23 protein-coding genes are annotated in these 23364 nt (G+C 56.8%); 15 read left to right on the plus strand and 8 right to left on the minus strand.

All coding sequences use genetic code 11. The features are described from left to right. Positions 1-2: 2 nt before the first annotated feature. The 5 genes from AOY23_RS06905 to xthA are packed head-to-tail and all read right to left on the minus strand — an operon-like array spanning position 3 to position 4815. Positions 3-635 carry an ATP-binding cassette domain-containing protein gene (locus AOY23_RS06905; protein ID WP_054178539.1) on the minus strand — a complete coding sequence of 211 codons (633 nt, stop codon included), beginning with the start codon at positions 633-635 and terminating at the stop codon, positions 3-5. Then, positions 635-2170, minus strand: a complete 1536-nt coding sequence (locus AOY23_RS06910) for an ABC transporter permease family protein (RefSeq protein WP_054178538.1) — start codon at positions 2168-2170, stop codon at positions 635-637. The genes AOY23_RS06905 and AOY23_RS06910 overlap by 1 nt, the downstream gene beginning before the upstream one ends. Beyond that, complete coding sequence (locus AOY23_RS06915; RefSeq protein WP_054178537.1) at positions 2143-3315, minus strand: ABC transporter substrate-binding protein; 1173 nt, start codon at positions 3313-3315, stop codon at positions 2143-2145. The genes AOY23_RS06910 and AOY23_RS06915 overlap by 28 nt, the downstream gene beginning before the upstream one ends. 9 nt (positions 3316-3324) lie before the next feature. Next, on the minus strand, positions 3325-3999 hold the full coding sequence (locus AOY23_RS06920) for a TVP38/TMEM64 family protein (protein WP_054178536.1): 675 nt from the start codon (positions 3997-3999) through the stop codon (positions 3325-3327). Between the two features lie 6 nt (positions 4000-4005). After that, complete coding sequence (gene xthA / locus AOY23_RS06925; protein ID WP_054178535.1) at positions 4006-4815, minus strand: exodeoxyribonuclease III; 810 nt, start codon at positions 4813-4815, stop codon at positions 4006-4008. A 446-nt stretch (positions 4816-5261) separates the two neighbouring features. Between xthA and AOY23_RS06930 the strand changes: the two genes are divergently transcribed. From AOY23_RS06930 to astE, 5 genes are read left to right on the plus strand one after another with little or no spacing between them, the layout of a single operon-like run. Then, on the plus strand, positions 5262-6482 hold the full coding sequence (locus AOY23_RS06930; protein ID WP_054178534.1) for an aspartate aminotransferase family protein: 1221 nt from the start codon (positions 5262-5264) through the stop codon (positions 6480-6482). Beyond that, positions 6479-7513 carry an arginine N-succinyltransferase gene (astA, locus tag AOY23_RS06935; protein ID WP_054178533.1) on the plus strand — a complete coding sequence of 345 codons (1035 nt, stop codon included), beginning with the start codon at positions 6479-6481 and terminating at the stop codon, positions 7511-7513. Before AOY23_RS06930 ends, astA begins: the two co-directional genes overlap by 4 nt. Further along, a complete protein-coding gene (gene astD / locus AOY23_RS06940; protein WP_054178532.1) occupies positions 7510-8988 on the plus strand; it encodes a succinylglutamate-semialdehyde dehydrogenase in 1479 nt (492 codons plus the stop codon). Before astA ends, astD begins: the two co-directional genes overlap by 4 nt. Further along, the gene (gene astB, locus AOY23_RS06945; RefSeq protein ID WP_054178531.1) at positions 8985-10310 is read left to right on the plus strand and encodes an N-succinylarginine dihydrolase; all 1326 of its coding nucleotides are present in this window, start codon (positions 8985-8987) and stop codon (positions 10308-10310) included. The genes astD and astB overlap by 4 nt, the downstream gene beginning before the upstream one ends. A gap of 9 nt (positions 10311-10319) precedes the next feature. Continuing rightward, positions 10320-11288 carry a succinylglutamate desuccinylase gene (gene astE / locus AOY23_RS06950; protein ID WP_054178530.1) on the plus strand — a complete coding sequence of 323 codons (969 nt, stop codon included), beginning with the start codon at positions 10320-10322 and terminating at the stop codon, positions 11286-11288. Here astE and AOY23_RS06955 read toward each other — a convergent pair whose 3' ends face one another. Next, entirely contained in the window at positions 11289-11909 is a 621-nt protein-coding gene (locus AOY23_RS06955) for a helix-turn-helix domain-containing protein (RefSeq protein ID WP_054178529.1), read from the minus strand. It abuts the gene before it with no gap. 305 nt (positions 11910-12214) lie between these two features. Here AOY23_RS06955 and AOY23_RS06960 point away from each other — a divergent pair, with 305 nt between their 5' ends. The 5 genes from AOY23_RS06960 to lpfE are packed head-to-tail and all read left to right on the plus strand — an operon-like array spanning position 12215 to position 17617. Further along, positions 12215-12745 (plus strand): fimbrial protein, encoded by a 531-nt coding sequence (locus tag AOY23_RS06960; RefSeq protein ID WP_054178528.1) that lies wholly within the window; start codon positions 12215-12217, stop codon positions 12743-12745. 53 nt (positions 12746-12798) lie between these two features. After that, a complete protein-coding gene (locus AOY23_RS06965) occupies positions 12799-13485 on the plus strand; it encodes a fimbria/pilus periplasmic chaperone (RefSeq protein ID WP_054178527.1) in 687 nt (228 codons plus the stop codon). 22 nt (positions 13486-13507) lie between these two features. Continuing rightward, positions 13508-16036, plus strand: coding sequence for a fimbria/pilus outer membrane usher protein (locus tag AOY23_RS06970; protein ID WP_054178526.1), 2529 nt, complete (start codon positions 13508-13510; stop codon positions 16034-16036). Between the two features lies 1 nt (position 16037). Further along, positions 16038-17093, plus strand: a complete 1056-nt coding sequence (locus tag AOY23_RS06975) for a fimbrial protein (protein ID WP_054178525.1) — start codon at positions 16038-16040, stop codon at positions 17091-17093. Positions 17094-17095: 2 nt separating this feature from the next. Next, complete coding sequence (gene lpfE, locus AOY23_RS06980; RefSeq protein ID WP_054178524.1) at positions 17096-17617, plus strand: long polar fimbrial protein LpfE; 522 nt, start codon at positions 17096-17098, stop codon at positions 17615-17617. Between the two features lies 1 nt (position 17618). Here the strand turns inward: lpfE and AOY23_RS06985 are convergent, their stop codons facing one another. After that, positions 17619-18230 (minus strand): helix-turn-helix domain-containing protein, encoded by a 612-nt coding sequence (locus AOY23_RS06985; RefSeq protein ID WP_054178523.1) that lies wholly within the window; start codon positions 18228-18230, stop codon positions 17619-17621. Positions 18231-18604: 374 nt separating this feature from the next. Between AOY23_RS06985 and spy the strand changes: the two genes are divergently transcribed. Together spy and ves are read left to right on the plus strand one after the other, a co-directional pair. Next, entirely contained in the window at positions 18605-19096 is a 492-nt protein-coding gene (spy, locus tag AOY23_RS06990; RefSeq protein WP_054178522.1) for an ATP-independent periplasmic protein-refolding chaperone Spy, read from the plus strand. Between the two features lie 203 nt (positions 19097-19299). Next, positions 19300-19875: an environmental stress-induced protein Ves gene (gene ves / locus AOY23_RS06995; RefSeq protein ID WP_054178521.1), complete on the plus strand. Its 576-nt coding sequence runs from the start codon at positions 19300-19302 to the stop codon at positions 19873-19875. 22 nt (positions 19876-19897) lie between these two features. Here the strand turns inward: ves and nadE are convergent, their stop codons facing one another. After that, positions 19898-20725, minus strand: a complete 828-nt coding sequence (gene nadE / locus AOY23_RS07000; protein WP_054178520.1) for an ammonia-dependent NAD(+) synthetase — start codon at positions 20723-20725, stop codon at positions 19898-19900. A gap of 222 nt (positions 20726-20947) precedes the next feature. On the opposite strand from nadE, the gene osmE reads away from it, so the two are divergent. From osmE to chbC, 3 genes are all read left to right on the plus strand, one after another. Beyond that, on the plus strand, positions 20948-21286 hold the full coding sequence (gene osmE, locus AOY23_RS07005; RefSeq protein ID WP_054178519.1) for an osmotically-inducible lipoprotein OsmE: 339 nt from the start codon (positions 20948-20950) through the stop codon (positions 21284-21286). A gap of 282 nt (positions 21287-21568) precedes the next feature. Beyond that, entirely contained in the window at positions 21569-21907 is a 339-nt protein-coding gene (gene chbB / locus AOY23_RS07010) for a PTS N,N'-diacetylchitobiose transporter subunit IIB (protein WP_268807232.1), read from the plus strand. 80 nt (positions 21908-21987) lie between these two features. Continuing rightward, positions 21988-23346: a PTS N,N'-diacetylchitobiose transporter subunit IIC gene (gene chbC, locus AOY23_RS07015; protein ID WP_054178517.1), complete on the plus strand. Its 1359-nt coding sequence runs from the start codon at positions 21988-21990 to the stop codon at positions 23344-23346. The last annotated feature ends 18 nt before the right edge of the window (positions 23347-23364 follow it).

Below are 23364 nucleotides of genomic sequence, written 5' to 3' on the forward strand. Positions count from 1 at the left end.
GTTTATTGCCAGTTTTCCAGTGACATACAGCGACCGTTCAGCGGAATGTCGGCGACATCATGCGTCACCAGCACCACCGGGATCGCCAGCCGTGTCAGTTCGGCAAACACCCACTGGCGAAAGCTTTCGCGCAGGGAAACGTCGAGGCGGCTGAAGGGTTCATCCAGCAGCAGCGCGGCAGGTTGCGCCAGCATCGCCCGTAACAGGCTGACGCGCGCCCGTTGTCCGCCGGAGAGCGTCGCCGGGTCACGATGATAAAATCCGGCGAGTTCTGCCTGTTCCAGTGCCGCTTCCACACGGGCTTTGCGCTGCGAGCCTTTTACTGTCGCGGGCAGCGCCAGCAGAAGATTTTGCCCGACACTGAAGTGGTCGAACAGCAGCGCATCCTGAAACAGAATGCCGATTTCCCGCGCCTGCGTTGGCAGCGTGTCGCGGCGGCGATCACTGAGCCACAGCTCGCCCTGCGCCTGAAACACCGCAGGTAACGCGCCCGCCATCCAGGCAAACAGAGTCGATTTACCGCTACCGGATGCGCCCATCAGCGTCAGTATTTCGCCAGGCGCAACGCTGAAATCGACGTTGCGCAGCAGCGGCGTATCGTGAAGGGTCAGGGTGGTGTTTTTGACGATAAGCATCAGCGTAAACCTTGTCGGTAGTGCCCGACGCCACGGGCGAGCAGGGCTGTCAGGGCGAAAACCAGCGCCGGGAGCAGAAGCTGCCAGAGCGATAATAGTGCCAGCAGACGCATGTCGCCGCCGCTGCTTTGCGCCACCGCGTCCGTGGTCAGCGTCGGAACGCGTCCGGCGCCCAGCCACAGGGTCGGTAAATATTGTGCAATGCTGACTGAGAATCCCACCGCCAGCGCGGCAAGCAGCGGGCGTATCAGCAACGGGCAGGTGATCCACAGAAAAATCCGTCCCTGTCGCCAGCCGAGTGTGCGGGCAATCAGCAACAGGCGCGGGTCGATGCGCTGCCACGCCGGGCGCAGGACAAACAGCATCCACGGGATCACCCACAGCAGATGCCCCCAGAATACCGCGAAAACTGTGCCATCGAGCCAGGCGCTCAGTGCGAGGTGATATTGCCCGGCCACCAGCGGCAATGCGGGTAACAGCAGCGGTAGCCAGAGCAGTGGCGTCAGACGCGCCAGTCCCCATTCGAGCCACAACAGGCAGAGTACAGCGCCAGTCAGCGCCGTCAGCGTTGCCAGCAGCAGACTGTTCATCAGGCTTTCACTGGCAGGGATGCGCCATTGCGCCAGCAACAATAATACCAGTGCGCATAACAACCCACAGAACGGAAGCAGGGCGGTGAGACCGCGACCCGGCCATGCCACGCGGCCGGGGTGGCGATGGCCGCGAAAATCGGGCACCCGGCGTTGCCAGAGCCACCAGAATCCCCGGCCTGACAAGACAAACACAGCCAGTAACAACAGCAGGATCAGACACGCCAGCGCGCCTTTTGCCTGCTGCGACGGGTCACCCTGACTGATCCACGTCCAGGCAAGCACCGCCAGCGTCGGCGGATTACCTGGCCCTAAAATCAGCGCCACATCCACTGCCGACAGCGTCCAGGCGGCGGTGGCGACCAGCACCAGCCCGAGCGCGGGGGCGATGGCAGGCAGGATCAGATACCACAAACACTGCCAGCGGCTGTAGCCCTGGCTTTTCAGCACCAGCGTTTGCTGCGCCAGCCGGGTTTCGCCGAGTACGCCGTACATCGCCCAGAGAATAAACCCGCTCTCTTTGACCGCCAGCGTCAGCCCCAGCCCGACGCCATAATGATCAACCACCGGAACGCAGACACGGCAGAGCTGAAACAGCCAGCCGCCTTCGGCAAACAGCAGCAATGCGCTGGCGGCAAAGGCGACATGCGGCACTGCCAGCAGCAACGGCAGGCGTGAAACCAGCGTTTGCCAGCCAGTCCCCGGCCAGCATACGGCGATGGCGGTCAGGGCGAGCGCCTGCGCGCCGAAAACAGCAATGCCCGTTGAGACCAGCGTGGCGGCGAGCGCCTGCCAGAGTTGCGTGTCAGCGAACAGCGCCTGCCAGTGGTCAGGCGACAGCGCAGGTTCCGCCATCAGCTTCAGCGCAGGCAGCAGCGGCGCATAGATGGCCGCCATAACCCCGACGACCAGCAGCGTCAGTGCGTACCGTAGCGGCGTAGCCATTCCTGCTCCAGCGCGTTGACCCACAGCGCATGAGGCTCTGCCAGCACCGGCGGCGCATGTGGCGGCAGGCGAGACGCCAGCACCTTACGCTGCGCTTCCGGCAGTTTTTGTGGGTCGAGTACCGAGGGATCGCCCCAGACCGCCGGGTCGGATTTTCGTAACTGCGCCTCCGGCGACAGCAGGAAATTCGCCACCACCTGCGCACCTGCCGCCGCACTGGTGTTTTTGGGGATAGTCACAAAATGCACGTTGCCAATCATGCCGTCGCGAAAGCCAAAACTGTAGCTGTCTTTCGGCAGATCGCCGCTGGCGATTTTCTGCTGTGCATGCATGGGGTTGAAGGTCAGTGAAAGCCGCAGTGTGCCTTGCGCCAGCATCTGATCCATGCGTGCAGGTGAGGCCGGGAAATCGCGGCCGTCACGCCATAAATACGGATGGAGTTTGTCGAGATAAGCCCAAAGTGACGCTGTCACGCGCGCGAACGCCGCCGGATGCGGCGGTTTTTTCAGTGCGGCGGGATCGTCGGTCAGCGCCATCAACAACTGTTCGAGAAACGCGGTCGCGGTAAAGTCGGGCGGGCGCGGATAGCTCACCGTGCCGGGGTGTTCAGACGCGAACTGCAACAGCGCCGCGGGAGAATCAGGCGGCACGGGCGTTTCCCCCTGACGGGCGATAAACGTCAGTTGCGCGCTGCCCCAGGGCGATTCCGCGCCTTCCACCGGCAGCGAAAAATCTTCACGCACCGGCTTTTTCGTATCGACATAACGCCAGTTCGGCAGTGTCTCCGCCCAGCCGGTACGCACCAGCCCGGCCTCTTTCAGCGTACGGAAATTCTCGCCATTCACCCACAGCAAATCGATGGAACCGCGAGTTTTGCGTCCCGCCTGCGCTTCGGCCTGAATGCGTTTCACGCTGTCGGCTGCATCGGCAATCGGCACAATGCGCAGGTCAATGGCGTAATCGCGTTTCACTTCGCCACGCACCCAGTCGAGAAAACGGTTAACCGCCGGATCGCCGCCCCAGGCATTGAACCAGACCGTCTGACCCTGCGCTTGCTGTTTGATGGTCTGCCAGTTGTCGGCAGCCAGTGAGTGGCCTGCGAACAGCAGACTGAGGGAGAAGAGACAATAACGCACACGGCGCATAATGCATCCTTACTGTTGAATAAAGCGCGCCATCAGCTTGCGGGAGATCAGCGGCAACAGGCCGATCAGCGCGAAGGCCAACAGCATCGCGGGGGAGAGAATATCCTGTAACGTATTCAGTTGTCCGAGTTGTCGCCCGGCATTTACATACACCACCGTGGCGGGGAGCATGCCGAGCTGGCTGACCCACCAGTAACGGGCCACGCCAATGCGTGTCACCCCGGCCAGCAGGTTGACCAGAAAAAAGGGAAACAGCGGCATCAGCCGCAGGGCGAAGAGATAAAATGCCCCGTCGCGCGCCATGCCTGCATTGACGGTATTCATCTGCCCCGGAAAGCGCTGCGTAACGCCGTCAGCCAGCAGATAACGGCTGACCAGCATCGCCAGCGTCGCGCCTGCGGTAGAGGCAAAAGAAACGACGACAAGCGCCAGCCAGAAGGGAAACAGCGAACCGCCGAGCAGCGTTAACAGCGCCGCGCCGGGGATCGATAATGCTGAAACCAGCACATAGAGGAAAAAATAGAGCGCCACGCCCGCCAGCGGATGCTGGCTGAACCCCTCAGCGAGGGCGGCGTGGGATTGCTGCAGGGCGGTGAGTGAGAGCAGGTTGCGGGGTATCAGGGCGATCCCCGCCGCGATACACACCATCAGCACGACCAGCAGCAGGATTTTACGACGGTTCAACGGCGTTTATTTTCCTTTAAAGGTCGCCCACACCGGCGCATGGTCGGACGGTTTTTCCATGCTGCGAATGTCATAGTCAATGCCGGTTTCAACGCAGTGCTGTGCCAGCGGCGAACTTGCCAGCAGCAGGTCGATGCGCAGGCCGCGATTGTCATCAAAGCCTTTGGAACGGTAATCGAACCACGAGAAACGATCCTGCGTGTCCGGGTGCGCGTGGCGGAAAGTATCTACCAGACCCCAGCCGAGCAGGCGCTCCATCCACTCGCGCTCTTCCGGCAGGAACGAACATTTACCGGTGCGCAGCCAGCGTTTGCGGTTCTCATCACCAATACCGATATCCAGATCCGTCGGGCTGATATTCATGTCGCCCATGATCAGCACCGGGTTTTCTTTTTTCAGTTCGCCGTCGAGATAGTTCTGCAGGTTTTGATAGAACTTCTCTTTCGCCGGGAATTTGATCGGATGGTCGCGGCTTTCACCCTGCGGGAAATAGCCGTTAATTACTGTGACGTTGCCTAATGGCGAGGGAATTTCCGCCATGATGATGCGGCGCTGAGCCTCTTCGCCATCATCAGGAAAACCGCGGCGCACGGAGATCGGCGTCTCTTTGGTGAGCAGTGCCACGCCGTAGTGGCCTTTCTGCCCGTGATAAAAGACGTTATAGCCGAGCTTCGCCACCTCTTCGAGCGGGAACATATCGTCGTGAACTTTGGTCTCCTGCAGGCCGATCACGTCCGGTTGATGCTTGTCGACGATGGCTTCCAGTTGATGAGGACGGGCGCGCAGGCCGTTGATATTAAAAGAGACAAATTTCATAGTCGCTGCCACTGTGCAAGGTGAATAGTGAAGGGATGGTAGCAGAATTTCCCCCGTCTGACTTCATCGCCCGCAGAGTTTCTGCGGCGCGTGTTTAAACCCTCATCGCCGGGCGCAATGATTGCCCCATTCTGAAGCATCCGCCCCACTTTGGGGCAGTTTTCCGCGTCAAATTTCGCAGGTGATCACAAATCACGAATTAAGTTTTGCTAATGCATAATGTTGCGATTATTAGCATCGCTAATGCTTGATTTTGCGGTTTTATTCACTTTTTATGCAGTTTGTGTGAATAGTGGCAGGTCGTAACTCATTGATTTCAGGTTATCCACTTCTGGTTATGCACTTTTAACGCTGGCTGGCACGAACTGTGCAATCTACATTTACAGCGCAAACACACCATAATATTTAACAATATTGAAACCTTTAATTTACCGGAAGAGGTCACTATGTCTCAGTCAATGACGCGTAACAATTTTGATGAATGGATGATGCCGGTTTACGCCCCGGCGGCCTTTATACCGGTACGCGGAAAGGGTTCACGCCTGTGGGACCAGCAGGGTAAAGAATACATTGATTTTGCTGGTGGGATCGCCGTTAACGCGCTCGGTCATGCGCACCCGGTGATGATCAACGCGCTGACCGAACAGGCGAACAAATTCTGGCACACCGGCAACGGCTACACCAACGAGCCTGCGTTGCGGCTGGCGAAACAGCTTATCGATGCCACCTTCGCCGAACGCGTGTTCTTCTGCAACTCCGGCGCGGAAGCCAACGAAGCAGCGCTGAAGCTGGCGCGCAAATATGCCCATGACCATTACGGTAAGCACAAAAGCGGCATCGTGGCGTTCAAAAACGCCTTTCACGGACGCACGCTGTTTACCGTTTCGGCGGGCGGTCAGCCTTCCTATTCACAGGATTTTTCCCCGTTGCCGCCGGACATCAGCCACGCGGTTTACAACAATCTGGACTCTGCCCGCGAACTGATTAATGACACCACCTGCGCGGTGATTGTTGAGCCAATGCAGGGCGAAGGCGGCGTGGTCCCGGCAGATCCGGCGTTCCTCAAAGGATTGCGCGAGCTGTGCGATCAGTACAACGCGCTGCTGATTTTTGATGAAGTACAGACCGGCGTTGGCCGTACCGGCGAGCTGTATGCCTATATGCATTACGGCGTGACGCCGGATGTGCTGTCCACCGCCAAAGCGCTGGGCGGCGGCTTCCCGGTGGGCGCGGTACTGACCACTGAAAAATGCGCCAGCGTGATGACCGTTGGCACCCACGGCACCACTTACGGCGGTAACCCGCTGGCGAGCGCGGTGGCCGGTGCGGTCTTTTCTGTTATCAATACCCGGGACGTGCTGAACGGCGTTAAGCAGCGCCACCAGTGGTTCACTGAGCGGTTACAGGCAATCAACGCCCGCTTCGGCCTGTTCAATGAGATTCGCGGCATGGGGCTGCTGATTGGCTGCGTGCTGAAAGACGAGTATGCCGGTAAAGCAAAAGCCATCAGCCAGCAGGCCGCTGAAGAGGGACTGATGATCCTGATTGCGGGCGCGAACGTCGTGCGTTTCGCCCCGGCGCTGATCATCAGCGAAGAAGAGGTCAACAGCGGTCTCGACCGCTTTGAGCGCGCCTGTGAACGCTTCCTGAAAGGAGCCGCATCATGATGGTCATTCGTCCGGTCGGGCGAGAGGATTTGCCCGGACTGATGGCGCTGGCAGGGAAAACCGGAGGTGGGCTGACGTCGCTTCCTGCGGATGAAAAAACATTGTCCGCGCGTATCGAACGCGCGCAGAAAACCTGGGAAGGCACGCTGCCGAAGGGCGAGCAGGGCTATGTGTTTGTGCTGGAAGATACCGACAGCGGCGAAGTGGCGGGAATTTGCGCCATCGAAGTGGCGGTTGGTCTGAACGATCCCTGGTACAACTATCGTGTCGGTACGCTGGTGCATGCCTCCAAAGAGCTGAACGTCTATAACGCGCTGCCGACGCTGTTCCTCAGTAACGATCATACCGGCAGCAGCGAACTCTGTACGCTGTTCCTCGATCCGGCGTGGCGCAAAGAGGGTAACGGCTATCTGCTGTCGAAATCCCGCTTTATGTTTATGGCGGCGTTCCGCGACCACTTCAATGAAAAAGTGGTGGCCGAAATGCGCGGCGTGATCGACGAGCACGGCTATTCGCCGTTCTGGGAGAGCCTCGGGCAACGCTTTTTCTCAATGGCCTTCTCCCGCGCCGACTATCTGTGCGGCACCGGGCAGAAAGCGTTTATTGCGGAACTGATGCCCAAGCATCCGATCTACACCGATTTCCTCAGCGAAGAAGCCCGTGCGGTGATTGGCGACGTCCATCCGCAAACCGCACCGGCCCGGGCGGTACTGGAAAAAGAGGGCTTCCGCTATCGCAACTACATCGACATTTTCGACGGTGGCCCGACGCTGGAGTGCGATATCGACCGGGTTCGGGCAATCCGCAAAAGTCGGCTGGTGGAGGTTGTTGAAGGGCAGCCTGCGCCGGGCGAATGGCCCGCATGTCTGGTGTCGAATGAACAGTATCAGCAGTTCCGCGCGATGCTGGTGAATGCGGATCCCCACACCGAACGGCTGGTACTGACCGGCAAACAACTGGATGCCCTGAAATGCCGTGCGGGCGACAAGATCCGCCTGGTGCGCCTTTGCCCTGAGGAGAAAAAATCATGAGTTTATGGATCAACGGTGACTGGGAAACCGGGCGCGGGCAGGCGCGCAACAAAACCAACCCGGTGACGCACGAAACGCTGTGGAGCGGCAGCGATGCCGATGCAGAGCAGGTGGCGCAGGCGGTGACCGCCGCCCGCCGTGCTTTCCCGCAATGGGCAAAACAGCCGTTTACCGTTCGCCAGGCGATCGCTGAAAAATTCGCCGGGTTGCTGGAAACCCACAAAACAGAACTGACCGAAACCATCGCCAGTGAAACCGGCAAACCGCGCTGGGAAGCGACGACGGAAGTGACGGCGATGATCAACAAAATCGCCATTTCGGTGAAGGCGTATCACAGCCGGACGGGCGAGCAGGAGACGGCAATGGCGGACGGCGCGGCGACGCTGCGTCATCGTCCGCACGGCGTGCTGGCGGTGTTTGGCCCGTATAACTTCCCCGGCCATTTGCCGAACGGGCATATCGTTCCGGCACTGCTGGCGGGGAATACCGTGGTGTTTAAGCCGAGCGAACTGACACCCAAAAGCGGTGAGGTGGTGGTCAAACTCTGGGAACAGGCCGGGCTTCCGGCGGGCGTGCTGAATCTGGTTCAGGGCGGTCGCGAAACCGGCGAAGCGTTAAGCGCGCAGGAAGGCATCGACGGCGTGTTGTTTACCGGCAGTTCCGCCACCGGTTTCCATCTGCACCGTCAACTGGCGGGGCAGCCGCAAAAAATCCTCGCGCTGGAGATGGGCGGCAACAATCCGCTGATTGTGGATGATCCCGCTGATATCGACGCCGCGGTGCATCTGACCATTCAGTCTGCGTTTATTACCGCCGGGCAGCGCTGCACCTGCGCCCGCCGTTTGCTGGTTAAACGTGGCGAGCGTGGCGACGCCTTTCTTGCCCGCCTGGTGGAGGTCAGTCGCCGCCTGACGCCGGGGCGCTGGGATGCCGATCCACAACCCTTTATGGGCGGGCTGATTTCCCCGCAGGCCGCGCAGAACGTGCATAAAGCGTGGCTGACGCACGTCTCGAACGGCGGCAAAACGCTGCTCGAACCGCGTCTGCTGGAAGCCGATACCTCGCTGCTGACGCCGGGCATTATCGAAATGACCGGGGTGACCACCGTTGCGGATGAAGAGGTCTTCGGACCGCTGCTCTGCGTCTGGCGCTACGATACCTTTGATGAGGCCATCGCGAAGGCCAATGCTACCCGCTACGGTCTGGCGTGCGGGCTGATTTCCCCGGATCGCGAGAAATTTGACCAGTTACTGCTGGAAGCGCGCGCGGGGATCGTCAACTGGAACAAACCACTGACGGGTGCCGCCAGTACTGCACCGTTCGGCGGTACCGGCGCTTCCGGCAATCATCGCCCTGGCGCGTGGTACGCCGCCGATTACTGCGCATGGCCGATGGCGAGCCTGGAGTCGCCAGCCATTGCGCTGCCGGAAACGTTGAGTCCGGGGCTGGATTTTTCGCGTGAGGAAGGATTATGAATGCCTGGGAAGTGAACTTTGATGGCCTGGTCGGTTCAACGCACCACTACGCCGGGCTGTCGTTTGGCAATGAAGCCTCTACGAAGCATCGTTTTCAGGTGTCTAACCCGCAACTGGCCGCGAAGCAGGGGCTGCTGAAAATGAAAGCGCTGGCCGATGCGGGCTATAAGCAGGCGGTGATCCCGCCGCAGGAGCGGCCTAATGTGCCGCTGTTGCGGCAGTTAGGTTTCAGCGGCAGCGACGAGCAGGTGGTTGAGAAAGCGGCAACGCAGGCACCGCAACTGTTATCGGCTGTCAGTTCGGCGTCGTCGATGTGGGTGGCGAATGCCGCCACGGTGGCACCTTCCGCAGATACCCTCGACGGTCGCGTGCATCTGACAGTCGCCAACCTTAACAATAAATTCCACCGTGCCAGTGAAGCGCCCACCACCGAAGCGGTGCTGCGGGCGTTGTTGCCGGACGAGCACTATTTCGCCATCCACAGCGCACTGCCGCAGGTGGCGATGTTTGGTGACGAAGGCGCGGCGAACCACAACCGTTTTGGCGGCGCGTACGGGCAGCCGGGCGTGCAGATGTTTGTTTACGGGCGCGAGGAAGGGGGCGAACAGCACCCGTCGCGTTACCCCGCCCGTCAGACGCTGGAAGCCAGCCAGGCGGTGGCGCGGCTGAACCGGGTTAATCCGCAACAACTGATTTTCGCCCAGCAAAACCCGGCGGTGATCGACAAAGGCGTTTTCCATAATGACGTGATTGCGGTCAGCAACCGCCAGGTGCTGTTCTGCCATCAGCAGGCGTTTGTCGATCAGGAAGCGTTGCTGGCACAACTGGCTGCGCGGGTGCCTGGCTTTACCCCGATCGAAGTCCCGGCGTCGCGCGTGTCGGTGGAAGAGGCAGTGGTGACTTATCTGTTTAACAGTCAGCTACTGAGCAAAGCGGACGGCAGCATGATGCTGGTGTTGCCGAAAGAGTCGCAGTCGCATGAGGGCGTCTGGCGCTATCTCAACGATCTGCTGGCGCAGGATAACCCGATCAGCGAACTGAAGGTGTTCGACCTGCGCGAGAGCATGGCGAATGGCGGTGGTCCAGCGTGTCTGCGTCTGCGCGTGGTACTCAACGAACATGAACTGGCGGCGGTTAACCCGGCGGCATTGATGAATGAGACGCTGTTTACCACGCTCACCGACTGGGTGGATCGCTACTATCGCGATCGGCTGACGCAGGCGGATCTGGCTGACCCGCAACTGTTGCGCGACGGGCGCGAAGCGCTCGATCGCCTGACGCAGATCCTGAAGCTCGGATCGGTGTACCCGTTCCAGCGCTGAGAGGGCACGATGAAGGATTTTCTGGCATTAACGCTGGCGGGGCGATTGCCCCACAGTTTTCACGGCAACACCCCGCATTTTCGCTGGCACTGGCTGGATTGCGGCATTCTGCAACTGACGCCGCATCAGCCTGCTGAACGGTCGCTGGTGCTGTCGGCGGGCATTCATGGCAATGAAACGGCGCCGGTGGAGATGGTTGACCATCTTCTGCAACGCCTGTTTGCCGGTGAACTGGCGCTGCGCTGTCGGCTGCTGGTGATCCTCGGTAACCCGGCGGCGCTGCGGGCGAACCGTCGTTATCTGCACAGCGATATGAACCGGATGTTTGGTGGCCGCTGGCAGACGTTCCCGCCCGGCAGCGATACGGCACGCGCCGTGGTGCTGGAGCAGACGCTGGCGCAGTTCTGGCGTGAGTCTGACGGGAGCGAACGCTGGCATCTGGATCTGCATACGGCGATCCGCGGCTCGCACCATGTACGTTTTGGCGTACTGCCCGCTCGCAGTACACCGTGGAAACCGGCGTTTCTTGACTGGCTGGGCAACGCCGGGCTGGAAGCACTGGTCTTCCATCAGACACCCGCCGGAACGTTCACGCATTACAGTTGCGAGCAATTTAATGCGCTCTCCTGCACCCTCGAACTGGGTAAAGCGCTGCCATTCGGGCAAAACGATCTGACGCTGTTTGCCCAAACCCGGCAGGCGCTGGCCGCGTGGATCGCGGGTGACAAACTGGAGGCGGTGACTACCGCGCCGGTACGCTATCGCGTGTCACAGCAAATCACCCGCAAGAGCGAAGCCTTCGAACTGTATATGTCTGACGACACGCTCAACTTTACACCGTTCATGCAGGGAACGTTGCTGGCGGAAGACGGCGAGACCTGTTACCAGGTGGAGCATGAGCGGGAGTTTGTACTGTTTCCCAATCCAACCGTGGCGCTGGGTTTGCGGGCCGGGCTGATGCTGGTGCGGGAGCCGTGATCAGAGCAGGTCGCTGTCGTGCTGTAGCTGACAGGTGACCAGCGCGCCCTGGTGCATGGTAATTTCGCCGTTGCTGCGCAACAGGGCCAGACATTTCATGACGTAGCTGCGGGAAAGACCGGAACGCGTGCGCACATATTCAGCAGCCGGGATGCACTGGCGAATTAACGACGGTTCCCGCTCCAGCGCCTGCAGGAAATAGCGGATTATCGCCAGCGAACTTTTACCTGAAGTATTGAGCAAAATACCGTGCATGGCGGTGGCTGTTGCGTTGCTCACTTCAAACATGTCCCGCCACAGGTTTTGCTCTTCCACAATCGCCATGACCCGGCTCAGTGAAATGACAGTCAGCGCGGTGGAGTCGTACGCCTGAATATAGTAATCCGTACGGTTTTCCAGCACCGTATTAAAGCCCAGTATGCCCGGCGCTGACAGGCAGTAAATCAACCGTTCGTCGGAACTTCTCTGCAACGCAATCAGCCCCTCGCGAATTAACAATGTTTTTGCGTCCTCGCCTGTGCTGAAGGTAAAGATCTGCCCGCGCTCCAGCGTGTAGTCAGTTCCTTCGTGGTGGAGGGCAGTCAGCAGCCTGTCCAGGGCGGCAATGGGTTTTATGTTCATGGTGGTGGCGTCTGTTCCTGAGGCAGGCAGGGTTAACGGATATCAGAAACCTTAGCCTGGATACAGACATTTCCCCAATGAATGTTGAGAAAATTATGGGTCTCATAATGGACTTCATTTTGGGTAATAATCAATTTGTTAACCCCGTCGAATATTCATATCGTTTATCTCACCACCCGCATCAATCATAAAAAAAAAGTGTGCGCCTTTTTTAGCACGTGTGTTGCTTTTTTTAGCGATTGAGGGTGAGCAATATTATCAGTCTTAACGCTGATAACAGGATTTATTAACTATCAGGATGCAATATGAAAAAAGTATTATTGGGTGTCGCGCTGTTACCGCTCGCGGTTATTGCAACTATGCAGACAGCTACCGCCAGCGACGGGACAATTAAATTTAATGGCTCAATTGTGGATTCACCCTGTGTTATCTCTTCGGAATCGAAGAATCAGGAAGTGGATCTGGGCGCAGTGAAAAGCTCAACCTTTGCGGCGACAGGCGACAAATCTACGGCCACACCGTTCCAGATTAAGCTCGAAGAGTGTGATCTGACGGCGGGTCAAACCAAGGTTAACGTGGTGTTTACCGGCATCGGCGATGACGATGACACCTCGCTGCTTTCCGTTGATAACGGTGCGGGAAGCGCGACTGGCGTAGGGATCGGTCTTTTCGATGCGAAAGGCGAAGCCATTGCCCTGAACGATGGCGCTTCTCTTGAGGCCCTGTCTGAAGGCGAAACCATCCTCAATTACGATGCCCGCTACGTGAGCACCAAAGATGCGGTGACAGTCGGTAGCGCCAGTGGGCAAGTCGATTTTAGTCTGACCTACGAATAATTATTGGGTCGCCCTGGCAGGCATTTGTCTGCCAGCCTTTCATTGAGGTTAATATGTTACGTATTTCAACTGCGCTTGCTGCGGTCTGTCTTTTTGCGCCTGCCTGTTTCGCCGGCGGTATTTCATTAAATGCCACCCGGGTGATATATCAGGAAGGGCAGAAAGAGGCATCACTGACGGTACAGAACCATAGTCAGAAGGATGTATTTCTGGTGCAGTCATGGATTGACGATATTAACGGCAATAAAAAGACGCCTTTTATTATTACGCCGCCGCTGTTTCAGATGCAGCCGAATAAAAACAACGCCCTGCGGATCGTGAATATTAATAACCAGTTACCCGCTGATCGGGAATCCGTGTACTGGATTAACGTCAAAGCGATTCCGTCAGTGAGCGACGACAGCGCGGGGAAAAATCTGTTGCAGATTGCGGTTCGCACACGCCTGAAGCTGTTTTATCGCCCTGACGGACTGCCTGGCGACCCGGTCAGCGCCGCGAAGACGCTGACCTTTGCCCATGCCGGAAATCAGCTCGCCATCGATAACCCGTCGGCATACGTGATGACGTTCCATGACCTGCGTGTGGGCGGCAAACAGATTAACGATTCGGTGATGGTCCCGGCGAAAGGACATCTGTCGGTCAAATTACCGGCGAATACCGGGGCGTTCAGTCAGGTGCAGTACAGTATCATCAACGATTTTGGTGTGGCCGGTGCGCAGATGACGCAACCGGTGCGCTGAGTCGTGTCTGCGGATTACGGTTATGGAAACGTCGCAACAAATACTCACCACACTGGTAATGAGCACGCTGGTGGCGAGCAGCACGTTTTGTGTGTTACCGGCCGTTGCCGCGAAGTTTAACCCGAAATTTCTCGAAAACGCAGAGGGTATCGACCAGCATCTCGATCTCTCCGTTTATGAACAAAACGATGCGCAGCGGCCTGGGAAATATCAGGTCGATATCTACGTCAATGACCAGAAACAGACGCGCATGATGCTGGCCTTTGCCGCTGCCCGCGATAAACAGCAGGGGCAAACGCTGTTGCCCTGCCTGACCAAAGCTCAGTTGCAGGCATGGGGCGTGCGTACAGCGGCTTTTGCCGACATTGCGAAATTACCTGCGGGTGCCTGTGTGCCGTTCTGGACGATTATCCCTGGTGCTAAAAGTGAGCTGGATTTCAGTGCGCTGAAGCTGTCTCTGAGCTTCCCGCAGGCGGCAATGCAGCAGACGGCGCGCGGTACGGTGCCGGAAAACCGCTGGGACAATGGCATTCCGGCGTTGCTGTTTGATTACAGCTACAGCGGCAGCCAGAGCCACTATCAGCCAGGCGGCGGTGACACCAGCGAGGACAGCAATGAACGCAGTGACTATCTCAACCTGCGCAGCGGTTTTAACCTCGGCCCGTGGCGTCTGCGTAATAACAGCGTCTGGCAGCACGGCAATGGTGAAAATCACTGGGACAGCATGGGCACCTATCTGACCCGATCGCTGATCCCGCTGAAATCGCAACTGACGCTGGGGGACACCTCCACCTCAGGAGACATTTTCGACAGTCTGCCGGTGCGCGGCGTGGTGCTGGCGTCGGACGATCAAATGCTGCCGGACAGCCAGCGCGGCTTCGCGCCGGTGATCCGCGGTATCGCCAAAACCAATGCAGAAGTGGTGGTTGAGCAGAACGGCTACGTGATTTATCGCCGCTTTGTGTCGCCGGGACAGTTTGAGATTAACGATCTCTATCCGACCGCGAACAGCGGCGATCTGACGGTGACCGTGAAGGAAAGCGACGGCAGTGAGCAAAAATTCATTCAGCCGTATGCCGCGGTCGCGATAATGCAGCGCGAAGGTCAGCTCAAATACAGCCTCGCCGCCGGGCGTTATCAGGCCGGTAATTACCAGAGTGAGTCGCCGCAACTGCTGGAAGCGACAGCGATTTACGGCTTGCCCGCCGGGTTTACCGCCTACGGCGGTGTGCTGACCGGCCAGGGCTACAACGCACAGGCGCTGGGGATCGGTAAAAATATGGGCGAGTGGGGCGCGCTGTCGCTGGATGCCACCCACGCCGCCAGCCAGGTCGTGGATGACATCGTATCAAGCGGCTACGCATGGCGACTGCTGTATGCCAAAAGTTTTGCTACAACCGGCACCAGTTTTAATGTTTCCGGTTACCGCTATTCAACACCGGGCTTTTACACCTTTCAGGAGGCCACCGACAGCCGCAGCGAGGCGGACAGTGATTACGGTCATTACCATCGCCGCAGCCAGTTGCAGGTCAATCTGACGCAGCAACTCGGCGCGTGGGGCTCGTGGTACGTCAATGCCACAGACCAGAAATACTGGCAGGACGACGATGAGAGCCTGACGTTTTCCACCGGCTATAACGGTCACATCGGCCGCGCCACCTGGTCGCTGGCCTGGTCGGCAAATCGCAATCCCGATGACGACACGACCGATCGCCTGTGGTCGCTGGATGTCAGCATACCTATCGGTTCGGCATGGACCAGCTTCCACACCACCCGCGATCAGGACAAGCGCACCGTCTCGCAGGTCAGCCTTAACGGCACACTGCTCGATGACCATAACCTCGATTACAGCGTGACCGAGGGCTACGGCAACGACGGGCAGGGCAACAGCGGCAGCGCCTCGCTGAACTATCAGGGCGGACGTGGAGACGTCGACGTCGGCTACAACTATGGCGCAGATTCGCGCCAGCTCAATTACAGCCTGCGTGGCGGGGTCATTGTGCACAGCGGCGGCGTCACGCTGTCGCAACCGCTCGGCGAAACCATGGCGCTGGTCAGCGCACCAGGCGCGCAGGGCAGCAGCGTCACCAATAACAGTGGCGTGACGATTGATCGCTTCGGCAACGCGGTCGTGCCGCAACTGACGCCGTACCGCGAGACCGAGGTCTCACTGCGCAGCGAAACGCTCAATAACCAGGTGGATCTGAACGATGCCTTCCTGCAGGTCGTCCCGACGCGCGGCGCAGTGGTACGCGCCAGTTTCGATACCCGCGTGGGTTATCGTGCGCTGTTGACCTTAACCCGCCCGGGGCAAGGGCCGGTACCGTTTGGCGCGACAGCCGCACTGGCAGATGACGCGGCGAAGACACCCACCACCGGCATGGTGGCGGAAGACGGCGAGCTGTATATCAGCGGTCTGCCGGAGAAAGGACGCATCAACGTGAGCTGGGGCAAGGAGCGCGATGAACGTTGTGTGGTGGATTACCAGCTTGCGCAATCACAATTACGCAGCGCGGTGATTTCACTGTCTGCAACCTGTCAGAGCGAATAATATGAAAAACATCATCGGGTTACTGGTCGGCGGATTATGGCTGGCCCTGAGCAGCGCACCCGCGCAGGCGGCGGGCGACTGGGGGCCGTGTCAGTCTGACACTGTCCATCAGTTTCCTTCATCCTTTAACGAGACGATCACCGATCCATCGCAGAACTATTCCGGGCATGAATTCGATAATTTTTCCCGCTGGGATAACGGGCAAAGGTATTCCATCACTTGCCAGTGCCCGGACGATATGTCGAACCCGCCGCCGGGGTATTACAAAGCCGAGGTAAACCTGCCTGCCGGTCATGCCGCCACCTGGTACAAAGTGAACGATAACCTGGAAGTTCGCACGACGATTAGCGTCTCCAATGAAGGGAATATCAATGCGCCATTTTATGATCTCACCAACAAAAACCCGAACTCGAAAGAGTGTGCTTCCAAAGGCGGCGTTCATGATGCGCAGACCGGCACCACCGGTAGCGTGTCGCTGTATATTGCTCATCCGTTTGTCGGCATTTCTACTATTCCGCAAACCGAGGTTGCCGCGCTGTACCTGTCTAAAAAAGCGGGCGTTTATTCGACGACGCCGATAGTGCGGGTACTGCTCAGCGGCACAGTTGAAGTGGATCAAGGCTGCGAAATGGATGCTGGTGCGGTAGTAAATGTTCCGCTGGGGGAATATGACGCACGTGATTTTGAAGTGCCTGCCGGAAGCAAACCGCAGAACGTGCAGATCATCAAAAAGAAACTGGTGCTCCACTGCCATAACATTTCTGACGGCGTCCGGGCATGGATACATATTGAAGGCACCGTCAACCGCAACAACGCCACGGCAATCGATATGGGCAACCCGGATATTGGCGTGCAGATTGCCGGTGACGACAGCGAGACCGTCATGGTTCCAAACGATGTCAACAGTGAAGCGCCGCTGGCACTGGGGGCTCAGGATAGCAGCGGTAGCCGTAGCGCGGAGTTCGATATGCACGCGTGGCCCATCAGTACTACGGGGAAACGCCCGGCGTCCGGTAATTATCAGGGCATTGCCACCATGCGGGTGGAGATCGAATAACCATGAAGCGCTTATTTCTCATCGGCATATGCTGCCTGCCATTGCTGGCGCAGGCGAAAACCGATATTGGTTCGCCGGGCGATCTGTACTTTTCGCTGTCGATCCGCCAGGGCACCTGTGAGCTGGTACAGAGCGATTTCAGCGTGGAGATGGGCGAGGTGACGTTAGCCCGCGGACACAGCGTCGGCGACGCGCTGAACCACGTTCCGTTTACCATCGGCCTGCAGCATTGCGGCGATGTGGTCACCGCCCGTGTAACGATGGATGGCACGGCAGATGCGGATAACCCCGATCTCTTTGCGCTCGATGAGGGCGGTGCCGAGGGCGTGGCGCTGGAAATTGTGGATGCCAGCGGCAAGGTACAAAAACCGAAAAGCACCGATGCGACCAGTCATGATTTTGCCATTAACCCGGCGGATGGCACGATTTCACTGGCCTGGACTGCCAGCTATGTGGTGACGCGCACGCCGGTCAAAAGCGGTGCGGCGAACGCGCTGGTGAATTTTTCCGTTGAGTACGAGTAGCTTAAAAACGTTCAGGCAGGCGGTGAACGTCAATCAGTTTGCCGTTTTCCAGCGAGATGTAATCGCCTTTTTTCAGTTCGCTCAGGATCCGCTGAATACCGCTTCGCGAGAGCAGGGTACGTTCCTGCAGGTATTCCAGCACAGGCATCGTATTACGCAGCAATTCCTCTTCCTGCATAAATGCCAGCAGCGTCTGGCGAATCAGCTGGTAACTGGATTGCCCGACATAGCTGGCCGGCTGGCGAAAAAGTTCTGTTGCCATGAAACCCTGCACCCAGGCAACGCTTTTCCATAGCTGTTTTTCATCGAAAAGGGCCAGCGCCTGCTGGTGGGGGATCATCTCGTAGCGCACCGTGTTGCGCGTTTTCAGGTAGATATGCGGCTGATGGTGGCTTTCTGCTAAGGCAAAGCCCAGCACAAACGGGGCGTAAAGGTGGGCTACCAACAGATGGTCGCTTTCCCGAAAAATACCGACGATCCCTTCATGAAGCACACAGACCATCGGTTCCGGTATATGGCGTAGCGAGATGAGTTGTCGTGGCCTGGCGGTACGAATATTTTCCGGGCGGGAGAGCGCGTTGGTCAGCGTCAGAATATGGTCGGAGGGCTTCATGCATTAACCAGACAAATATGAATGCTTGTGATTATAAAGGAGGTTGATGCTTTTGCCAGGGAAAGAAAGACAATAGTGCCGGGGCTTTTTTATGACGCGTTTAGCCTGAAAGCAGAATTATCCTGGAGAATTGCTTTTCTTTTATTCAGTTTGCAGGTATGCTTTCTTCATAATTTCTTTAAAATCAGCAATATAAAATACATTCTTTCCATTCTTCATCATTCTTCCTTATTTCCTCCATAATTGATGAAAAGTTGTTTTTTACACTTTCATTGTTTTACGCACACTCTGACTAATTGACGTTAAAGGTCGTAAAGTTAATCACGTCAACACGGCAACGCGCCGTCAGAATAACTGAAAGTAAGGAATAACCTATGAAGAAGATGACTGCTCTGTTTGTTACCTCTGCTCTGGCTCTGGGTGCGGCTAACCTGGCACACGCCGCCGATACCACCACGGCACCGGCCGCGCAGCCGGACGGTAAAATGATGATGCATCATAAAGGCAAGCCGGGTATGCATCATGACATGATGTTCCAGGGGCTGAACCTGACCGATGCGCAGAAACAGCAGATCCGCGACATCATGAAAAGTCAGCGCGACAACATGAAACGTCCGTCCCTCGACGAACGTCGCGAGATGCATAACCTGATCGCCAGCGACAGCTTCGACAAAGCGAAAGCAGAAGCGCAGATCGACAAAATGGCAGAGCAACGCAAAGGCATGATGCTCTCCCGTATGGAAACGCAGAACAAAATCTACAACATTCTGACCCCGGAACAGAAAAAGACCTTTAATGCCAATTTTGAGAAGCGTCTGACAGAACGTCACGCGCCAGACGGTAAAATGCCAGTGCCTGCTGAATAACTCAGCATCCGGATTCAAGACCGCCGGTCTTGCCCACGCTGCGCCTTATGGGCTGTGGGCAGGCCCGGCGGTTTTCTTTTTTACAGTGCGACGCTAAGGTATACATCCGGTGTGCCGATAGTCATTTTCGGACAGGAAAAATAACCATAAAACGGCTGCTTACCTTGAGCCTTCCGACGCATCCGCGTCGTTCAGGAGTCGCAATGGAATACTTTGATATCCGCAAAATGCCCGTCACGTTGTGGCGCAACGGTGGCGGCGAGACCCGTGAGCTGTGTTGCTTCCCGCCTGGCACACGCGATTTTAGCTGGCGCGCCAGCATTGCCTCTATCGCCAGCAACGGCGATTTTTCTCTTTTCCCCGGTGTGGATCGGGTCATTACACTGCTGGAAGGCGGTGAAGTAGTGCTCGATGGCGGCGCGGCGTTTCAACATGCTCTGACGCATTTCGAACCGTTCTATTTCGCTGGTGAACAGCGCGTCTACGCTCAGTTGTCTGAAGGCCAGATGTCGATGGATTTTAACGTCATGACCCGGCGGGACCAGTGCCGGGCGCAGGTGCGGGTGGCGGATCGAACCTTTACCACCTTTGCACCCAACGGCGGCGTGGTGTTTGTCCTGAGCGGCGCATGGCAGTTGGGCGACAAACTGCTGACTGCCGATCAGGGCGCTTACTGGCAGAATGGACCGCATACGCTGCGGTTGCTGGAATCGGAAGGGCGGCTGCTGTATGGCGAGATAAGCTGGCTGGTGAGCCCGGCGCTGGCGGCATCAGCCTGAGGCATAATGCCGCCGTGCGGGGTTATTTCTTCCAGAAATCGTCAAACACGGTGATGGGCGGGCGGCGCTTGTGCTCGGTGCGGGTGTACCAGCCTTCGATGATTTTCGCGATGCTGTCGTCGAGCTTTTTACCCTCGAGATAGTCATCAATGTTGTCGTAGGTGACGCCCAGCGCCGCTTCGTCAGGCAGAGACGGTCTGTCGTCTTCAAGGTCAGCGGTCGGCGCTTTCTTATAAAGATGCTCCGGGCAACCCAGTGTTGCCAGCAGCTGTTTTCCCTGACGCTTATTCAGGCGGAAAATCGGGTTAATATCGGTACCGCCATCGCCGTATTTAGTGAAGAAGCCGGTCACCGCTTCGGCGGCATGGTCAGTGCCCACGACAACGCCTTTGGTCATTCCCGCAATGCTGTACTGCGCTTTCATCCGTTCGCGGGCTTTTTCGTTGCCACGAACAAAATCACTCAGCTCAATGCCTGCCTCGCGCAACGCCTGTTCGCTCGCCAGCACAGCGCCTTTGATATTGACGGTCAATACGCGATCCGGCTGGATGAAATCAATGGCATCCTGACAGTCCTGCTCGTCAGCCTGAACGCCGAAGGGCAGGCGTACGGCGATAAACTGCAGGGCCGGATTCCCGGTCTCTTCGCGCAGTTCGCTGATGGCCGTCTGGCAAAGTTTGCCGGTGAGCGTGGAGTCCTGACCGCCGCTTATCCCCAGCACCAGCGTGTGCAGGAACGGGTAGGTTTTCAGGTAGGTTTTCAGGAAATCCACGCTACGGCGGATTTCGGCGTTCGGGTCAATCTGCGGCTTCGCGCCAAGTGCACGAATAATCTCGTGTTGTAACGTCATAGCAACACCTCCATAAATGAATAAGCGTGATGTGTTAAAGCTAACGCGTTGCCAGGAAAACGACAAGGATCACAGTTTTGATTGCTGCAAAAGGGCGCGATTCAGCAGCTTATCGTTTTTTCACTAGAATGTTCCGAAAGTTATTTCAATTAGCATGCTAAGTTGAAAAATTGTCTGATCTATTCCAGGCTTATAACACGCTGATAAACAAGAGGACGGAATATGAACACAAAAATCGCAGGAATGTTAGGTGCAGCGGCAGTATTCACAATGCTGGCAGGTTGTACTGCCTACGACAGAACCAAAGACCAGTTCACACAGCCCGTGGTCAAAGATGTGAAGAAAGGGATGACACGTGCACAGGTTCAGCAGATCGCGGGCCAACCGTCATCAGAAGTCTCGATGATCCACGCGCGTGGTACCTGCCAGACATATATCCTCGGTCAACGGGATGGTAAGACAGAAACCTACTTCGTGGCGCTGGATGACACCGGACACGTGATTAACTCTGGCTACCAGACCTGTGCAGAGTACGACACCGATCCGCAGGTCAATAAATAGCTATCCGTAGTTTGTCTGAGCTCTACGAAAGCCTGTCCTCACGGACAGGCTTTTTTGATCGCCAAATCTTATTTCTTTTCGCGAATTATTTGACTGAAGTGTGAGGGTAGTCATAACCCGAGGTCAACCAGAGACAATTTTTACTAAACAGGGATTATCCACCCCTGGTGTGTTGGCGTATACTCAACTCATCAAATCAAGTAACCAAACGGTTATAAAAACACCAGCAGTCAGGGTAAGGGGAATAATCCTGGCTGTCGGAAGCAGAAAGAAGATAGAAAAATAAGTGAGGAGTCGTCTATGGAAAAGAAACACATTTATCTGTTTTGTTCTGCGGGCATGTCGACATCGCTACTGGTCTCTAAAATGCGTGCTCAGGCAGAAAAATACGAAGTGCCGGTAATTATTGATGCGTTCCCTGAAACACTGGCAGGGGAAAAAGGACCAGACGCCGATGTAGTATTACTCGGTCCCCAGATTGCTTATATGTTACCCGAAATTCAACGCTTGCTTCCGAATAAGCCCGTGGAAGTGATCGATTCAATTCTGTACGGCAAAGTAGATGGTTTAGGTGTACTTAAAGCCGCTGTCGCCACAATTAAGAAAGCAGCAGCGCAATAATTTTATTATTTTTCCCGTCAAAGAGTAATTTCACACACATGCGCCGTAATATTCATTGCGGCTTTTAAGGGTATTTTTCTATGAGTAGAGTCATCGGTTCGCTTGAAAAGGTACTCCTTCCTTTTGCAGTCAAAATTGGAAAGCAGCCTCACGTTAATGCGATTAAAAACGGCTTTATTAAATTAATGCCGTTGACCCTCGCAGGGGCAATGTTTGTTCTTATTAACAACGTCTTTCTGAGTTTTGGCGAAGGCTCGTTTTTTTTCTCCCTGGGTGTTCGCTTAGATCCCGAAACCATTGAAACCTTGAATGGTTTCAAAGCCATCGGCGGCAACGTGTACAACGGTACATTAGGTATTATGTCGCTGATGGCGCCTTTTTTTATTGGCATGGCGTTAGCGGAAGAGCGAAAAGTTGATCCTTTAGCCGCAGGTTTATTATCTGTTGCTGCCTTTATGACCGTCACACCGTACAGCGTAGGTGAAGCTTATGCCGTGGGCGCGAACTGGTTAGGCGGGCAGAACATTATTTCCGGCATGATTATTGGTCTGGTTGTCGCGGAACTGTTTACTTTTGTTATCCGTCGCAACTGGGTCATTACCCTGCCAGACAGCGTACCGGCGTCGGTGTCGCGCTCCTTCTCGGCGTTAATTCCCGGCTTCCTGATCCTCTCCATTTTCGGGATCATCTCCTGGGCGCTGACGCACTGGCAGACCAACTTCCACCAGATCATCATGGACTCCATCTCTACGCCGCTGGCGTCGATGGGTAGCGTGGTCGGCTGGGCTTACGTGGTGTTCAACTCACTGCTGTGGTTCTTCGGCGTGCACGGTTCTCTGGCGCTGACCGCACTGGACAACGGCATCATGACCCCGTGGGCGCTGGAAAACATCGCGCTGTACAACCAGTACGGTTCTGTCGACGCGGCGATTGCTGCCGGTAAACAGTTCCACTTCTGGGCGAAACCGATGCTCGACTCCTACATCCTGTTGGGTGGTTCCGGGGCGACGCTGGGTCTGATTATCGCCATCTTCATCGGCTCTCGTCGTGCGGACCATCGTCAGGTCGCGAAACTGGCGCTGCCGTCAGGCATCTTCCAGATTAACGAACCGATTCTGTTTGGTCTGCCGATCATCATGAACCCGGTGATGTTCATCCCGTTTGTCCTGATTCAGCCGATTCTGGCCGCAATCACGCTTGCCGCCTACTCGATGGGCATTATTCCACCGGTCACCAACCTGGCGCCGTGGACGATGCCAACCGGCCTCGGGGCGTTCTTCAACAGTAACGGTAGCATCGCAGCACTGCTCGTCGCGCTGTTCAACCTGGGTGTCTCGGTTCTGGTTTACCTGCCGTTCGTGACGGTCGCTAACAAAGCGCAGACGGTCATTGACGAAGAAGAGAGCGAAGAAGATATCGCTGAAGCACTGAAATTCTGATGTTGCGCGGTGTGGGAG

The organism is Trabulsiella odontotermitis (assembly GCF_001297775.1).
Taxonomy (GTDB): Bacteria; Pseudomonadota; Gammaproteobacteria; order Enterobacterales; family Enterobacteriaceae; genus Trabulsiella; species Trabulsiella odontotermitis.

Bases quoted from the DNA above. Each gene is read 5' to 3' on its own strand.
- AOY23_RS06915 (WP_054178537.1), bottom strand. From the start codon at position 3,315: ATGCGCCGTGTGCGTTATTGTCTCTTCTCCCTCAGTCTGCTGTTCGCA.
- AOY23_RS06985 (WP_054178523.1), bottom strand. From the start codon at position 18,230: ATGAAGCCCTCCGACCATATTCTGACGCTGACCAACGCGCTCTCCCGC.
- xthA (WP_054178535.1), bottom strand. From the start codon at position 4,815: ATGAAATTTGTCTCTTTTAATATCAACGGCCTGCGCGCCCGTCCTCAT.
- AOY23_RS06905 (WP_054178539.1), bottom strand. From the start codon at position 635: ATGCTTATCGTCAAAAACACCACCCTGACCCTTCACGATACGCCGCTG.
- astA (WP_054178533.1), top strand. From the start codon at position 6,479: ATGATGGTCATTCGTCCGGTCGGGCGAGAGGATTTGCCCGGACTGATG.
- AOY23_RS06910 (WP_054178538.1), bottom strand. From the start codon at position 2,170: ATGGCTACGCCGCTACGGTACGCACTGACGCTGCTGGTCGTCGGGGTT.
- astE (WP_054178530.1), top strand. From the start codon at position 10,320: ATGAAGGATTTTCTGGCATTAACGCTGGCGGGGCGATTGCCCCACAGT.
- astD (WP_054178532.1), top strand. From the start codon at position 7,510: ATGAGTTTATGGATCAACGGTGACTGGGAAACCGGGCGCGGGCAGGCG.
- nadE (WP_054178520.1), bottom strand. From the start codon at position 20,725: ATGACGTTACAACACGAGATTATTCGTGCACTTGGCGCGAAGCCGCAG.
- chbC (WP_054178517.1), top strand. From the start codon at position 21,988: ATGAGTAGAGTCATCGGTTCGCTTGAAAAGGTACTCCTTCCTTTTGCA.
- osmE (WP_054178519.1), top strand. From the start codon at position 20,948: ATGAACACAAAAATCGCAGGAATGTTAGGTGCAGCGGCAGTATTCACA.
- AOY23_RS06975 (WP_054178525.1), top strand. From the start codon at position 16,038: ATGAAAAACATCATCGGGTTACTGGTCGGCGGATTATGGCTGGCCCTG.
- AOY23_RS06965 (WP_054178527.1), top strand. From the start codon at position 12,799: ATGTTACGTATTTCAACTGCGCTTGCTGCGGTCTGTCTTTTTGCGCCT.
- lpfE (WP_054178524.1), top strand. From the start codon at position 17,096: ATGAAGCGCTTATTTCTCATCGGCATATGCTGCCTGCCATTGCTGGCG.
- spy (WP_054178522.1), top strand. From the start codon at position 18,605: ATGAAGAAGATGACTGCTCTGTTTGTTACCTCTGCTCTGGCTCTGGGT.
- AOY23_RS06970 (WP_054178526.1), top strand. From the start codon at position 13,508: ATGGAAACGTCGCAACAAATACTCACCACACTGGTAATGAGCACGCTG.
- AOY23_RS06930 (WP_054178534.1), top strand. From the start codon at position 5,262: ATGTCTCAGTCAATGACGCGTAACAATTTTGATGAATGGATGATGCCG.
- AOY23_RS06960 (WP_054178528.1), top strand. From the start codon at position 12,215: ATGAAAAAAGTATTATTGGGTGTCGCGCTGTTACCGCTCGCGGTTATT.
- astB (WP_054178531.1), top strand. From the start codon at position 8,985: ATGAATGCCTGGGAAGTGAACTTTGATGGCCTGGTCGGTTCAACGCAC.
- AOY23_RS06955 (WP_054178529.1), bottom strand. From the start codon at position 11,909: ATGAACATAAAACCCATTGCCGCCCTGGACAGGCTGCTGACTGCCCTC.
- ves (WP_054178521.1), top strand. From the start codon at position 19,300: ATGGAATACTTTGATATCCGCAAAATGCCCGTCACGTTGTGGCGCAAC.